A 13820-nucleotide genomic window follows, 5' to 3' on the forward strand; every position below is an offset into this window, starting at 1 on the left:
GTAGTGACCGCCACCGACCGTTCTCTTGACCTCATCAACACTGCCGCCCAGGCGGCGGCCGACAAGCTCGCCCACGACGTCATCGCCTACGACGTCAGCGACGTGCTGTCGATCACGGACGCATTCCTGCTGGCTTCCGCGCCCAGCGACCGCCAGGTCAAGGCGATCGTGGACGAGATCGAGGAGCGTCTGCAGAAGGAACTCGGCGCCAAGCCGGTGCGCCGTGAGGGCGACCGCGAGGCCCGCTGGGTCCTGCTCGACTATGTCGACATCGTCGTCCACGTCCAGCACAGCGAGGAGCGCGTCTTCTACGCCCTGGAGCGGCTGTGGAAGGACTGCCCCGAGCTGGAGCTGCCCGCCGACGCCAAGGCCACCCGCGGCAAGGCCGAGGAGCACGCCAAGCTGCAGGCCGCCGAGGAGCCAGGCGGGGAGTGGTGATGAGCGCCACCGGTGAGGTGACCGACCGCAGGACCCCGGGTCGCCGCATCATCCTGTGGCGGCACGGCCAGACCGCGTGGAACGTGGAGCGCCGCTTCCAGGGCACCACCGACGTCGAGCTGACCGAGACCGGCGTCGGCCAGGCCCGCCGGGCCGCACGGCTGCTCGCCTCCCTGGGACCCGACGCGATCGTCTCCTCGGACCTCCAGCGGGCCGCGAACACGGCCGCCGAGCTGGCCACCCTCACCGGTCTCGACGTCACCCGCGAGGAGGGCCTGCGCGAGACCTACGCGGGCGTCTGGCAGGGGCTGACGCACCAGGAGATCATCGCCCGCTACGGCGAGGAGTACGCCGCCTGGAAGCGCGGCGAGAGCGTCCGCCGCGGCGGCGGCGAACTGGAGACCGAGGTCGCCGACCGTGCTGCCCCCGTCGTGCTGCGGTACGCCGAGAAGCTGCCCGAGGACGGCACCCTCGTCGTGGTCAGCCACGGCGGCACCATCCGCACCACCATCGGCAGGCTGCTGGGCCTGGAGGCCCAGCACTGGGAGAGCCTCGGCGGCCTCTCCAACTGCTGCTGGTCCGTGCTCGGCGAAGGCGCCCGCGGCTGGCGTCTGCTGGAGCACAACGCGGGCACCCTCCCGGAGCCCGTCCTCGGCGACGACACCTGATCCGGATTTCACTTTCTGGCAGGTCACAGGCTAAAGTTCTTCTTGTTCGCCCCGCCGAGCGGGAAGAACGCAAGGGGCTATAGCTCAGTTGGTAGAGCGCCTGCATGGCATGCAGGAGGTCAGGAGTTCAATTCTCCTTAGCTCCACTGGTCGACACTCTGTTGAGTTGTCAAGGATCGGTGATGAGGATCCCGTCCCCTCAGGGGGCGGGATTTTCTGCATTCCACCTGCGGATGATCTCCTCGGCCTCCTCGGCCTCCCCGCAGGCCTCCGTGCCGTCCTGTGCCGGCGGCCACAGGTGTTCCCGGCGCTCCCGCAGGAGCGCCACCTTCTCGCGGGTCTCCTCGTCCTCCGGCGTGTAGACCACGATCCGGCACTCGGGCACCCCGTCGATCGACAGCGACTGCGAGGTCATCCGCATCTCGCCCACCGCCTCGTGCCGGAACACCTTCACCCGCGGCCCCGGAGGCGTCACCACCCCGCTCGCCCACAGCTGTGCGAAGGAGGGACTCGCCGCCGACAGCGCGCGTATGTAGTCCTCCCAGGCCGGCTCGCCCACATGTCTGCCGTAGGCGGACCGCAGCGTCGCCACCATCAACGGCAGCTCCTGCTCCAGGTGCACCACCGGGCAGGCCTCCTCCGACACCGTGCACAGCGTCCACAGCACGTTCGGCACGCCGATCCGCAGCGTCTCCGGCACCGCGAACAGGGCGCGGTACACCGGGTTCGTGGCGAGGACGTCGTACCGCGAGTTGTAGACCACCGCGACCAGCGGGTCGAGAGCGTCGATGACCCCCTGCACCTCCGGACCTATCCGCCGGGTCATGCACTGCGGAGCCGGGTCGAAGGGCACCTCCGCGAGCCGGTACAGATGCTCCCGCTCCGGCGGGTCCAGCCGCAGCGTGCGCGCGACCGCGTCCAGCACCTGCCCGGAGGCGTTGATCGGGCGGCCCTGCTCCAGCCACGTGTACCAGGTCACGCCCACGCCGGACAGCTGGGCGACCTCCTCCCGGCGCAGCCCGGGTGTGCGCCGCCGCAGCCCCGGCGGCATGCCCACGTCGGCCGGTGTGACCCGCGCCCGCCTGCTGCGCAGGAAGGCGGCCAGCTCCGGCCTGCGGCGTTGTGTCCTCGTCGCCATCGTCGTTCCCCCGTTCCCCCGTCGTCCGTCCCCATCGTCGGCACCCGGGCCGTCCCCTGCCAGGTGCTGGCAGTACCAGCATCGGCGGGCACTCGGCACCCTTACCGGTGAGTCGCGAGGCTCGATGCCATGACGACGACACCTCGAACCGTGCCGGGTTCCGCGCCCGGCGCGAGCCCTGCGATCAGTGAAGCACCGACCACTGACAGTCAAACACCTGGCACTGACAAACGGTCCCGGCTCCTGCTCGCGGCCCTGCTCACCGCCATGTTCATGGCCGTCCTCGACGTCTTCATCGTGAACGTCGCGGCCCCCACCATCGGTTCCGACCTCGACGCCTCGGGCGCCGACCTCCAGCTGGTCATCGCCGGCTACACCATCAGCTACTCCGTGCTGCTGATCACCGGCGCCCGGCTCGGCGACCGGCTCGGCCACGGCCGGGTCCACGTCGCCGGACTCGCCCTGTTCACGGCCGCCTCGCTGGCCTGCGGCCTGGCGCAGGGATCGACCGAGCTGATCGCGTTCCGGCTGGTGCAGGGCGTCGGCGCGGCCCTGATGGTCCCGCAGGTGCTCAGCCTGATCCAGCGGACCTTCACCGGCGAGGCCCGGGCCAGGGCGCTCAGCGTCTACTCCGCGGTCCTCGCCGTGGGCGCGGCGGCCGGCCAGGTCGTCGGCGGCGTGCTGGTCAGCGCCGACCTGTTCGGCACCGGCTGGCGGCCGGTGTTCCTGGTCAACGTGCCCGTCGGCGTCGTCCTGCTGGTGCTGGGCCGGCGCGTCCTGCCCGTCGGAGCCGTGGACGAGCGGGAGCGGGCCCGCGCCCTCGACCTGCCGGGCCTGGTGCTGCTCGCCGCCGCCGTGTCGCTGCTGACGGTGCCGCTGGTGCTCGGGCAGGAGGAGGACTGGCCGCTGTGGTCGTGGCTGTCGCTGGGCGGCGCCGTGCTGCTGTTCGCGCTGTTCTGCGGCTACGAGTCCCGGCTGGCCCGGCGCGGCGGCGCCCCGCTGATCGCGCCCCGGGTGCTGCGCCACCCCGGCATGGGCCTGGCCGTCTTCCGCGTCCTCGCCGTCATGGCGGTCAACGCCGGTTTCCTCTTCGCGCTGACGCTCCACGTCCAGGGCGGCCTCGGCTACAGCGCCCTGCGGGCCGGGCTGAGCTTCGCCCCGACCGCGGCCGTCTTCGGCGCGGTCAGCCTGACCTGGCGGAGGTGGCCCGCAGCCTGGCAGCGGGCGCTCACCCCGGCCGGGTTCGCGCTCGCCGCGGTGTCCGTGGCGGGGATCGGGCTGGCGTTCCACGGCGGCGGCGACGGGGGAGTGGCGCTCTACGCCGCGTACGCCGGCATGGGCGTGGGACTCGCGCTCGCCTTCAGCCCGACGCTCACCCGGGCGCTGGCCACGGTGCGGCCCGAGGACGCGGCGGACGCCAGCGGTCTGCTGGCGACGGTCAATCAGCTCGGTCAGCTGCTCGGCGTCTCGGCTTTCGGCACACTGTTCCTGAACCGGCTTGAGTCGCTTGGGGCTCCGCGGGCGTATACCTCTGCGCAGGCGCTGTCGGACTGCGCGTGGGTGCTGGCCGCACTGGCCGCGGTGGGTGCTGTGTCCGGACTGGTACTGAGGCGTCGCTGACCGTATTGGCCCGGCCGTGGCAGAATCAAACGGCCGGAAGGGGGCGCGGCCCGACGGGAGGGAGTAGCGATGCCTGCGAGCATCCTCGAGGAGGGCGGCCACCTCCTCAATGAGGCGTTGATACGGGATACAACCACCCGGCTCAGCTGCCCTTCCTGCGGTTCCGCGCATGTGGCCCAAGTACTCGGCGACAACGGCGGAATCTCCTACGTGTGCACGGCCTGCGGCCACAGCTGGAGCTGATCGATGGGTGCACACAGGCGAAAGTGCGACTGGTGCGGCAGCGGAACGCCGATTGTCCGTGACATGGAACCGATCAATCCCGATTACCAGTACTGGTGCGAGGAATGCGCGCGGGCGCTGATCATAAAAGGCGACCCGATCGAGACCTACCGCGAACTCGAGGGCGAGCCGATCTACGGCCGACTCCTGGAAGAACACTGCACGCTCAAGCGGTTCTATTCCTTCGTCACGGCTTGACGGGGCCGGAGCGCGATCCTGGCTCCGGCAACGATGTCCAGGCCAGCGTGAGGAACAGCACACCGGCCCCTCCGTAGAGGGCGGACAGCGTCAACTGGGCAACTCCCTGGTGCAGTTCGGGACTCCCGATGCCGTGCGGCACCCACCAGGGGGCGTACGAGCAGAAGACGAGCAGCGCGGCCAGGGCGGCGGCCCGCTGTCCGCGCGTCCACAGCAGCAGCACCAGGGGCACGCACCACACCCAGTGGTGCGTCCACGACACCGGACTGATCAGCAGCGCGGTGACCGCGCAGGCGCACACCGCCCAGGGACGCCGGCCGCGCAACTCCGCCGCCACGGCCACCGCGAGGCCCAGGCACGCCGTCACGGCCGCGGCGGCCACCCAGAGGGCTCCCGGGTCCGGAGTGTGCAGCAGGCGGGCCAGCACGCCCCGCAGGGCCTGGTTCGCGGTGTCCTCGGCGTGCCCCACCCGGCCCGCGTGGAACACCGCGCCGGTCCAGAACCGCCACGAGTCGTACGGCAGGACGGCCGCCGCGCCCAGCGTCGCCCCGGCGAACGCGACGGCCGCCCCGCGCGCGTGCCGCAGCCACGGCCCCCCGTCCCCGCCCCGCGCGCGGGCCATGACACCCGTAACGAGCAGGAACAGCGCGAACAGCGCCGGCGTCAGCTTGACCGCCGCCGCGAGCCCGAGGCCCGTCCCGGCCCAGCGGTCCCGCCTGCCCGCCGGACGGCGGGACAGGTCTCCCAGTACGACGACGGCCAGCAGCAGGTTGACCTGGCCGTAGCGCAGGGTTGTCCACACCGGCTCGCACCACACCGCCAGTGCCGCGACCCACCAGACGCTCTCCGCGCGCGCGTGGCCGACGAGTTTGAGCGACAGCCGTACGAACACCACCAGGAGCGCGAGGTTGCCTGCGGTCGCCAGCGTGCGCAGGGGCGCGGTGTCCAGCAGGGTGAGCGGCGTGAACAGCAGGGCCGCGAACGGCGGATAGGTGGTCGGCAGGTGCGCGGCGGTCGCCCGCAGCGCGTACAGGTCGCCGCCCGCGCGGACGGTGGCCCCCTCGGTCCGGTAGACCATCAGGTCGATCATCGACACGTGCGCGGCCCGCTGTGCGGCCCAGAACGCCGCGAACGACACCAGGCACGCGCCCAGGGCGACCGGCACCCGGCGGTGGGCTGCGGAGGACGCGATCACGGTCACGAAAGCCGACATTAGCGCCCGTATCGGTGCTGACCGGAAACCGATTTGGTGCTACGCCGCCGGACCTGTAATGTTTACGACGTCGCCGGGGGAACCGGGCGAAACAATAAAACAAGGGGCTATAGCTCAGTTGGTAGAGCGCCTGCATGGCATGCAGGAGGTCAGGAGTTCAATTCTCCTTAGCTCCACAGAAATCGAAGGCGGATCATCCGAAGGGTGGTCCGCCTTCGGCGTGTTGCGGAACACGGCGGCTGAGCGCCGAGCGCGAAGGGTGGGTCCCCCGAACCGGGTGACCCGCCCTTCCTGTGTGCTCAGCGGCCCAGAGCCCGTCGGCCCCGTCCCTGGGAGAGGACCGGCAGGTTGCGCGTCGGCGGCTGCGCGCGCGTGTCCTCCTCGAGGCGCAGGGCGAGCGCCGGGCAGCGGCGCACCGCCCGCAGCGCCTTCGCCTCCGCGTAGCGCGGCACCTGCGCCTGCGCGACGGTCGGGAAGCCGTCGGCGCCCAGCTCGAACACCTCCGGGAGGATGTCCGCGCACAGCCCGTGCCCCCGGCACAGCGTCCAGTCGACGTAGATCTTCTGGCGGCTCGCGCCGGTCTCTGCGGGCTCTCCGCCGCCCGGGATGCCCGCAGGGGCCCTGCCGCCCTCGAAGAGCGGCAGAACGCCCTCCACGGGCCGTCCGCAGCCGTTTCCGAGGACATGCGCGGCCAGGTCGTCGGTGAACGCCTTGATGGTCGACTCCAGGAACATCGCGGAGCCGTCCGGATGCGAACACGCCCCGCGCCGCTTCACGTTCCGCGTGACCTGCTTCAGCGCCTCCAGGGCGGCCGGGCCGCCGCCGCCCAGGATCTCCTCCATCCCGCGCGCGGCGGCGGGCAGTCCGAGGTAACAGGGGCCGCACTGGCCCGCGCTCTCCTCGGCCAGCCACTGCGCCACCCGCAGCGACTCGCCCAGCGGGCAGGTCTCCTGGCCGATCGGAAGGATCGCGCCCGCGCCCAGCGAACCGCCCACCGCGTCCAGGGAGTTGCGGGAGACGATCGCCTCGTCGACGGTCGCCGCGTCGATCCACCTGCCGTGGTAGCCGCCGGTCAGCACGCCCTGCGGCACTGGCGGAGCGCCTGCCAGTTGCAGCACGTAGCGCAGCGGCACACCCGTGGGGACCTCGATCACCATCGGGCGGGCGACAGCGCCGGAGACCGTGAGCATGACGGTGCCCGGCTCGTCGTACAGGCCGGTGTTGCCGTAGCGGTCCGGGCCGATGCGCGCGGCGACGGCCAGCTGTGCGAACGTCTCGGCGTTCGACAGCAGCGTGGGCGCCCCGCCGACGCCGCTCTGCGAGGCGCTGATCTTGCGGCCGGGCGGGATCGCCGGACCGCCGTCGATCGACCGGATCAGCGACGCGGCGGCGCCGGTGACCATGCGCACCGGGTTGCGCTGCACCCACGCGCGGAGGGCCGATCTGCGGCTGTTGCTCAGGCCGCGTTCGGCGAGCGCGGCCTCCATGGAGCGCTGGGTGGACTCCCGGGTGACCCCCACCACGAGCGTGCGGGCACCCAGGGCCTCGGCGCACAGCAGCGCGCCGTCCAGGATGAGGTGCGGGGCTCGGTTGATGAGCACCGTGTCCTTGCGACAGGCCGGCTCGTCCTCGCTGCCGTTGACGACGACGACCGGCCGTACACCGCGCCTGATCGCGGACTCGGCGACCGAGCGCAGCTTCTTGTGGAAGGGAAAGCCCGCGCCGCCGCGGCCCTTGAGGTTGATCCGTTCGGCGAGCTGCGCGAGCTTTTCGCCGCCCAGGGGGTCGAGCGGCCCGTGCACCTTCAGGTGCATGGGCAGGTCGAGTCGTTCCACAAGGTCGAAGCCCGACGTGAGCTGGGGAAGCCCGACCACGCGGACTTCGGGAACGTCGGGCAGGGCCTCGTTCACTTAAAGCCTCCGGAAGGCGTGTTCCACGGTTCGCCCGATCCCGGGGCGTCGAAGGACGCTCCGGGGAGTGTTTCGGTGGCGGGACCGCTGTTGAACGTGTCACCCGGGTTGTACGCGGCATAGCGGCCGTTTGTCTCACCGGTGTCGTACAGGTCACTTCCGCCGTATCCGGCGGCGCCCGGATTGTCGTAGACGGGCATGGTGTAGCCGGTGTCGCTCAGCGGGTCGTACGCGGACGGCGGGGCCTCGCCGACCGGAGGCGGGGACGGGACCGGCCAGCTGCCCGAGGTACCGGAGGGGCCGTCCACGCGCGTGGTCCGTCCGGTCGCGAACGGCTGCCGAGGGCGGCCCGCGGTGGACACCGCGCGGTAGGCGGCGGCGAAGCCGGAGGCGGGCTCCGGGGCGGGGGACGGGTACGGCGAGGCGGAGAGGGGAGCCGTCGAGCCGACGGGCGACGCCTCCTGCCCGGGCCGGCGCTCGTAGCCCGGCAGCGCAGACTCGGCCACCCGCGCGCGGCCGGCGTCCAGATCGTCGAGCGCCGGCCGCTCCGGGCTGCCGAACAGCGCCATGAGCCGGTCGGCGACCCTGCGCTTGACCGGGCGCGGGGCGGAGCGCAGCGCGAGGGCGCCCATCACGCCCAGCAGGGACAGGATGTAGAGGATCACGAAGATCGGCTTGGCCTGGCGGCCCGCGTACAGGCCGTGCACCAGTGCCGCGCACCACGCGGGGTAGGCCAGCATGTGCATGGCCCGCCAGCGGGCGGCGATGGGCGCCGGCGTGGCGAAGTTGCTGCGCAGGGCGCCGGTGACGCCCACGAAGATCATCAGCAGGCCGGCGAGCGAACCCAGCCCGACCAGACCGCCGATTCCGGTGACGCCGAGCGAGAAGGGGATGATCGCGGCGATCAGTTGTGTGTGGCCGAGCGCGAGCTTGACGGTGATGTGCAGCAACAGGAACGCGATCGAGGCGATTCCGGTCGTCCGGTGCACCGCCTGGCCGACGATGCGCTGCCGGGTGTTCAGAAAGATGCGGTCCTGCGCGAACAGGCCCCAGATCACCGAGCAGCTGAGCGAGACGAGGGACAGCACGCCCGCGCCGAAGTTCAGGAAATCGCGGAACGGGCTGCCTCCGACCAGAACGGCCAAGGGGATGAGCAGCAAGGCGACGGCGGTCGCCACTCCATAGGCCGACCGGCCGGGTTTGGGGAGCGAGCGGGTACTACGACGAAGGTTCATGGGGGCAACTCCGAGCAGTTTCGGGAAAGCGGTCCCGCTGCCGAACTCTAAGTGGAGCCATACCGATCAGTACGGGGTTTGAGTTATTGCGTTGTTATTGACGGACAATATGACTGGACGATGTCCCTTAGTGGGTGTTACGCGAAGTAATCCTTGACCTTGGTTCAGTTCCGTCCGGGTTCTGGCATGTCCACAAGGCATACGGAAGCGCGTCGCGGCTTGCTCAAGGGGTGCGGTACCCTGTCGCCATGCGTGCCGTACGCCTTCTGCTTAGCGGGCCGCGCTGATCAGCACCGACCGGCGGTTGCAACCGCGGTCGGCATCGGCGCGGCGTCCCCTCCTGTGCGAGGGGCTTTTTCATTTCCGCAGGCAGAGACGATCGATGGAGCTTTGAGGATCATGAGCGAGACGAACCCCGCTGCCACCGCCGAGGTGGCCGCGCCGCACCGCTACACGGCCGCCCTGGCGGCCGAGATCGAGGCACGCTGGCAGGACTTCTGGGACGCGGACGGCACCTACGCGGCCCCGAACCCGAAGGGCGACCTGGCCGGCGACCCCGAGCTGGTCGCGAAGCCCAAGAAGTTCATCATGGACATGTTCCCGTACCCCTCGGGTGCGGGCCTGCACGTCGGCCACCCGCTGGGCTACATCGCCACCGACGTCTACGCCCGGTTCCAGCGCATGACCGGCCACAACGTCCTGCACACCCTGGGCTTCGACGCCTTCGGCCTGCCCGCCGAGCAGTACGCCGTGCAGACCGGCACGCACCCGCGCGTGTCCACCGAAGCCAACATCGAGAACATGAAGGCCCAGCTGCGCCGGCTGGGCCTGGGCCACGACAAGCGCCGGTCCTTCGCCACGATCGACCCGGACTACTACAAGTGGACCCAGTGGATCTTCCTGCAGATCTTCAACTCCTGGTACGACGACGAAGCCAGGAAGGCCCGCCCGATCTCCGAGCTGGTCGCCCAGTTCGAGTCCGGTGAGCGCGCCGTACCCGGTGACCACGGGCGCGCGTGGAACGAACTGACGGCCGTCGAGCGCGCCGAGGTCCTGAGCGAGTACCGCCTGGCCTACGCCTCCGACGCGCCCGTCAACTGGTCCCCCGGTCTGGGCACCGTGCTGGCCAACGAGGAGGTCACGGCGGACGGCCGCTCCGAGCGCGGCAACTTCCCCGTCTTCAAGGCGAAGCTGCGCCAGTGGAACATGCGCATCACCGCCTACGCCGACCGGCTGCTGGAGGATCTGGAGGCGCTGGACTGGCCCGAGGCCATCAAGCTGCAGCAGCGCAACTGGATCGGCCGCTCCGAGGGCGCCCGCGTCGACTTCCCGATCGACGGCGAGCGCATCACGGTCTTCACCACACGCCCCGACACCCTGTTCGGCGCGACCTACATGGTGCTGGCCCCCGAGCACCCGCTGGTCGAGAAGTTCACCCCGGCCGCCTGGCCGGAGGGCACGCACGAGGTGTGGACCGGCGGCCACGCCACCCCCGCCGAGGCCGTCGCCGCCTACCGCGCCCAGGCCGCCTCGAAGTCCGACGTGGAGCGCCAGGCCGAGGCCAAGGACAAGACCGGTGTCTTCACCGGCGCGTTCGCGACCAACCCGGTCAACGGCGAGAAGGTCCCCGTCTTCATCGCCGACTACGTCCTGATGGGCTACGGCACCGGCGCGATCATGGCCGTCCCGGCGCACGACACGCGCGACTTCGCCTTCGCGCGCGCCTTCGAACTGCCGATCCGCTGCGTGGTCGAGCCGACCGACGGCCGCGGCACCGACACGTCGACGTGGGACGACGCCTTCGCCTCCTACGACGCGAAGATCGTCAACTCGTCCGCCGACGACGTGAAGCTGGACGGCCTGGGCGTCGTCGAGGCCAAGGCGCGCATCACCGAGTGGCTGGAGCGCAAGGGCATCGGCAAGGGCACCGTCAACTTCCGCCTGCGTGACTGGCTGTTCAGCCGCCAGCGCTACTGGGGCGAGCCCTTCCCGATCGTCTACGACGAGGACGGCGTCGCGCACGCCCTGCCCGAGTCGATGCTGCCGCTGGAGCTGCCGGAGGTCGAGGACTACAGCCCGCGCACCTTCGACCCGGACGACGCCGACACCCAGCCCGAGACGCCGCTGTCGCGCAACGAGGAATGGGTCAACGTCACCCTGGACCTGGGCGACGGGCCGAAGAAGTACCGCCGCGAGACCAACACCATGCCCAACTGGGCCGGTTCCTGCTGGTACGAGTTCCGCTACCTGGACCCGCACAACGACCAGAAGCTGGTCGACCCGGAGATCGAGCAGTACTGGATGGGCCCGCGTGAGGGCCAGCCGCACGGCGGTGTCGACCTGTACGTCGGCGGCGCCGAGCACGCCGTACTGCACCTGCTGTACGCCCGCTTCTGGTCCAAGGTCCTGTACGACCTGGGGCACGTCTCCTCCCCGGAGCCGTTCCACAAGCTGTTCAACCAGGGCATGATCCAGGCCTACGTCTACCGCGACAGCCGGGGCATCGCGGTGCCGGCCGCCGAGGCGGAGGAGCGCGACGGCGCCTACTACTACCAGGGCGAGAAGGTCTCCCGTCTGCTGGGCAAGATGGGCAAGTCCCTGAAGAACGCGGTGACTCCGGACGAGATCGCCGTCGAGTACGGTGCCGACACGCTGCGCCTGTACGAGATGGCGATGGGCCCGCTGGACGTCTCCCGCCCGTGGGACACGCGCGCGGTGGTCGGCCAGTTCCGGCTGCTGCAGCGGCTGTGGCGCAACATCGTCGACGAGAACACCGGCGAGGTCACCGTCACCGGCGCCGAGCCCGACGAGGAGACGCTGCGCGCCCTGCACAAGGCGATCGACGGCGTGCGCCAGGACCTGGAGGGCCTGCGGTTCAACACCGCCATCGCCAAGGTCACCGAGCTGAACAACCACCTGACCAAGGCCGGTGGCGCGATTCCGCGCGCGGTCGCCGAGCCGCTGGTGCTGATGGTCGCGCCGCTGGCCCCGCACATCGCCGAGGAGCTGTGGCGCCGGCTGGGCCACACCGACTCGGTCGTCCACCAGGACTTCCCGGTCGCCGACCCGCAGTACGTGGTGGACGAGACCGTGACCTGCGTCGTGCAGATCAAGGGCAAGGTCAAGGCTCGCCTGGAGGTGCCGCCGACGATCTCCGACGAGGAGCTGGAGAAGGTGGCGCTGTCCGACGAGAAGGTCGTGGCCGCGCTGGACGGCGCCGGCATCCGCAAGGTGATCGTGCGCGCGCCGAAGCTGGTGAACATCGTTCCGGCGTAAGCACCGGCAGCGGCCAAGCGACTGGACCGGCTCGGGGTAGTCCCCTACGGGCAGGTTCGGGGTTTTTTCGGAACCCCGGGCCTGCCCGTCGCGTTTACCGTGGAGAGCGCAGCGGCTTGCGCCGTACCGGTCGGAGGAGGAGCGTCGTGGAAGCAGTGATCACCGTGTGCGCCCTGCTCTTCCTGCTGTTCGTCGGGTTCGGTGTGTACGCCGTGGTCAAGGCGGTCGGCGCCGCCAAGCGTGGCGTGGACCGTACGATCGACCAGGCCCGCCGCGCGGTCGAGGACCACACGCTGCGTGCCAAGTCCTTCGTCCAGACCGGCCCGGCCGCCGAGGTCGCCCAGCTGCGGCTCACGCTGCGCACCTCGATGCGCGCCACCCAGGACGCCCTGCGCGCGGGCGTGGCCGAGGACGAGTCACTCAAGGAATCTCTCGGCCTCTTCGAGCGGCTCAGCGCGCACGGACACGAACTGGACGCCGAACTCAGGCGCCTGGAGTCCGAACCGGACCGGGCGACACTCACTGCCCGGCTGCCGGAACTGCGCCACCGCACCGAGCGCATCACCAAGTCCGCGGACTCGCTGCGCTGGGCGGCCCGCGACCGGGCCCGCCGCTTCGCCGACGACGACCTGGACGCGCTCAGCGCCCAGATAGACGTCGAGGCGGGCGCCCTGCGCCACTGGACGCGCACCGACACCACACCGGCTCCTCCGCCCTGGCCGGAGGCACCCGGCTCCGGCCGCGCCGAGGAGCCGGCGGCCCCCGCGATCACCCCGCCGTCCCGGCGCCCCGCCTACCCTTGGGAGAAGAAGCCCCGTCCCGAGAGCAGCACCTGACAGGGCCGCTTCCGGAGCGCACGACAGGGGCCGGGCTGCCGCGCGAGCGCTACGGCAGGTAACCTCCAGCTCATGTCCCGCCATGTCGCTATCGTCACCGATTCAACGGCCTACCTGCCGCCGCGGACGATGGAGCGCCACGGCATCACCGCGGTACCCCTGACCGTGGTCCTCGGTGACCAGGCGCTCGAAGAGGGCACCGAGATCTCGACCCGTTCCCTCGCGCAGGCTCTGCAGAAGCGGCGGCCGGTCACCACCTCCCGCCCCAGCCCCGAGCTGTTCGCGGAGACCTACCGCAGGGTCGCCGAGTCCGGCGCGAGCGGCATCGTCTCGCTCCACCTCTCCGCCGAACTGTCGGGTACGTACGACGCGGCGGTGCTCGCGGCGCGCGAGGCGCCGGTGCCCGTGCGGGTGGTGGACACCGGGATGGTCGCGATGGCCCTGGGCTTCTGCGCGCTCGCCGCGGCCGAGGCCGCGGAGGCCGGCGGCACCGTCGACGAGGCCGTGACGGCTGCCGAGAAGCGGGCCGCGGGCACATCCGCCTACTTCTACGTGGACACCCTCGACTATCTGCGTCGCGGTGGCCGCATCGGCGCCGCGCAGGCCCTGCTCGGTTCCGCGCTCGCCGTCAAACCGCTGCTTCAACTCGACGGCGGCCGTATCGAACTTCTCGAAAAGGTCCGCACGGCGTCCAAGGCGATCGCGCGTCTGGAGGAGATCGTCGCCGAGCGGGCGGGCAGCGCCGATGTCGACATCGCCGTCCACCACCTCGCCGCCCCCGACCGCGCCGCCGCGCTCGCCGACCGGCTGCGGGAGCGGGTGCCCGGCCTGGCCGACCTGCACGTCAGCGAGGTCGGAGCGGTGATCGGGGCGCACACCGGTCCTGGGCTGCTGGGAGCGGTGGTCTCGCCGCGCTGACCGGGCTGCCTCACCCTTGTGGGTGGCGGAGTTTTCCACAACCGGGCGGTAATCCCCGAGAATTGACCAAGATCATCGCGAAGTGGTG

General features: G+C 71.0%; 12 protein-coding genes and 2 tRNA genes. 10 read left to right on the forward strand and 4 right to left on the reverse strand.

Annotated elements, in window-relative coordinates:
* Positions 1 to 3: 3 nt before the first annotated feature.
* The 3 genes from rsfS to ACWD35_RS30160 all read left to right on the forward strand — a co-directional run bounded on the left by rsfS (position 4) and on the right by ACWD35_RS30160 (position 1252).
* A complete protein-coding gene (gene rsfS, locus ACWD35_RS30150) occupies positions 4 to 438 on the forward strand; it encodes a ribosome silencing factor (RefSeq protein WP_451354480.1) in 435 nt (144 codons plus the stop codon).
* On the forward strand, positions 438 to 1106 hold the full coding sequence (locus ACWD35_RS30155; RefSeq protein ID WP_451354481.1) for a histidine phosphatase family protein: 669 nt from the start codon (positions 438 to 440) through the stop codon (positions 1104 to 1106). Before rsfS ends, ACWD35_RS30155 begins: the two co-directional genes overlap by 1 nt.
* Positions 1107 to 1179: 73 nt before the next feature.
* Positions 1180 to 1252, forward strand: a tRNA-Ala gene (locus ACWD35_RS30160).
* 53 nt (positions 1253 to 1305) lie between these two features.
* On the opposite strand, the gene ACWD35_RS30165 is transcribed toward ACWD35_RS30160, so the two are convergent.
* A complete protein-coding gene (locus tag ACWD35_RS30165; protein ID WP_451354482.1) occupies positions 1306 to 2244 on the reverse strand; it encodes a helix-turn-helix transcriptional regulator in 939 nt (312 codons plus the stop codon).
* 129 nt (positions 2245 to 2373) lie between these two features.
* Between ACWD35_RS30165 and ACWD35_RS30170 the strand changes: the two genes are divergently transcribed.
* The 3 genes from ACWD35_RS30170 (at position 2374) to ACWD35_RS30180 (ending at position 4344) form a co-directional block, all read left to right on the forward strand.
* Positions 2374 to 3864 (forward strand): MFS transporter, encoded by a 1491-nt coding sequence (locus ACWD35_RS30170; protein ID WP_451354483.1) that lies wholly within the window; start codon positions 2374 to 2376, stop codon positions 3862 to 3864.
* Between the two features lie 69 nt (positions 3865 to 3933).
* Complete coding sequence (locus tag ACWD35_RS30175) at positions 3934 to 4107, forward strand: hypothetical protein (protein WP_451354484.1); 174 nt, start codon at positions 3934 to 3936, stop codon at positions 4105 to 4107.
* 3 nt (positions 4108 to 4110) lie between these two features.
* On the forward strand, positions 4111 to 4344 hold the full coding sequence (locus tag ACWD35_RS30180) for a hypothetical protein (protein WP_006136074.1): 234 nt from the start codon (positions 4111 to 4113) through the stop codon (positions 4342 to 4344).
* Here the strand turns inward: ACWD35_RS30180 and ACWD35_RS30185 are convergent.
* Positions 4334 to 5545 (reverse strand): glycosyltransferase 87 family protein, encoded by a 1212-nt coding sequence (locus ACWD35_RS30185; RefSeq protein WP_451354485.1) that lies wholly within the window; start codon positions 5543 to 5545, stop codon positions 4334 to 4336. The genes ACWD35_RS30180 and ACWD35_RS30185 overlap by 11 nt on opposite strands.
* Positions 5546 to 5660: 115 nt before the next feature.
* On the opposite strand from ACWD35_RS30185, the gene ACWD35_RS30190 reads away from it, so the two are divergent.
* A tRNA-Ala gene (locus ACWD35_RS30190) sits at positions 5661 to 5733 on the forward strand.
* Positions 5734 to 5856: 123 nt separating this feature from the next.
* Here the strand turns inward: ACWD35_RS30190 and ACWD35_RS30195 are convergent.
* Both ACWD35_RS30195 and ACWD35_RS30200 read right to left on the reverse strand, forming a co-directional pair.
* The gene (locus tag ACWD35_RS30195) at positions 5857 to 7467 is read right to left on the reverse strand and encodes an NADH-ubiquinone oxidoreductase-F iron-sulfur binding region domain-containing protein (protein ID WP_451354486.1); all 1611 of its coding nucleotides are present in this window, start codon (positions 7465 to 7467) and stop codon (positions 5857 to 5859) included.
* Positions 7464 to 8702: a cytochrome b/b6 domain-containing protein gene (locus tag ACWD35_RS30200; RefSeq protein ID WP_451354487.1), complete on the reverse strand. Its 1239-nt coding sequence runs from the start codon at positions 8700 to 8702 to the stop codon at positions 7464 to 7466. Before ACWD35_RS30200 ends, ACWD35_RS30195 begins: the two co-directional genes overlap by 4 nt.
* 399 nt (positions 8703 to 9101) lie before the next feature.
* On the opposite strand from ACWD35_RS30200, the gene leuS reads away from it, so the two are divergent.
* The 3 genes from leuS to ACWD35_RS30215 all read left to right on the forward strand — a co-directional run bounded on the left by leuS (position 9102) and on the right by ACWD35_RS30215 (position 13732).
* Positions 9102 to 11978 (forward strand): leucine--tRNA ligase, encoded by a 2877-nt coding sequence (gene leuS / locus ACWD35_RS30205; protein WP_451354488.1) that lies wholly within the window; start codon positions 9102 to 9104, stop codon positions 11976 to 11978.
* A gap of 146 nt (positions 11979 to 12124) precedes the next feature.
* Entirely contained in the window at positions 12125 to 12814 is a 690-nt protein-coding gene (locus ACWD35_RS30210; protein WP_451354489.1) for a hypothetical protein, read from the forward strand.
* A 72-nt stretch (positions 12815 to 12886) separates the two neighbouring features.
* Positions 12887 to 13732: a DegV family protein gene (locus ACWD35_RS30215; protein WP_451354490.1), complete on the forward strand. Its 846-nt coding sequence runs from the start codon at positions 12887 to 12889 to the stop codon at positions 13730 to 13732.
* Positions 13733 to 13820: the final 88 nt, after the last annotated feature.

This window comes from Streptomyces sp. NPDC002671 (genome assembly GCF_053592475.1).

What these genes read in the sequence shown, in the direction of transcription:
- ACWD35_RS30155 (WP_451354481.1), top strand. Translation starts at nt 438, where the DNA reads ATGAGCGCCACCGGTGAGGTGACCGACCGCAGGACCCCGGGTCGCCGC.
- ACWD35_RS30165 (WP_451354482.1), bottom strand. Translation starts at nt 2,244, where the DNA reads ATGGCGACGAGGACACAACGCCGCAGGCCGGAGCTGGCCGCCTTCCTG.
- ACWD35_RS30170 (WP_451354483.1), top strand. Translation starts at nt 2,374, where the DNA reads ATGACGACGACACCTCGAACCGTGCCGGGTTCCGCGCCCGGCGCGAGC.
- ACWD35_RS30175 (WP_451354484.1), top strand. Translation starts at nt 3,934, where the DNA reads ATGCCTGCGAGCATCCTCGAGGAGGGCGGCCACCTCCTCAATGAGGCG.
- ACWD35_RS30180 (WP_006136074.1), top strand. Translation starts at nt 4,111, where the DNA reads ATGGGTGCACACAGGCGAAAGTGCGACTGGTGCGGCAGCGGAACGCCG.
- ACWD35_RS30200 (WP_451354487.1), bottom strand. Translation starts at nt 8,702, where the DNA reads ATGAACCTTCGTCGTAGTACCCGCTCGCTCCCCAAACCCGGCCGGTCG.
- leuS (WP_451354488.1), top strand. Translation starts at nt 9,102, where the DNA reads ATGAGCGAGACGAACCCCGCTGCCACCGCCGAGGTGGCCGCGCCGCAC.
- ACWD35_RS30215 (WP_451354490.1), top strand. Translation starts at nt 12,887, where the DNA reads ATGTCCCGCCATGTCGCTATCGTCACCGATTCAACGGCCTACCTGCCG.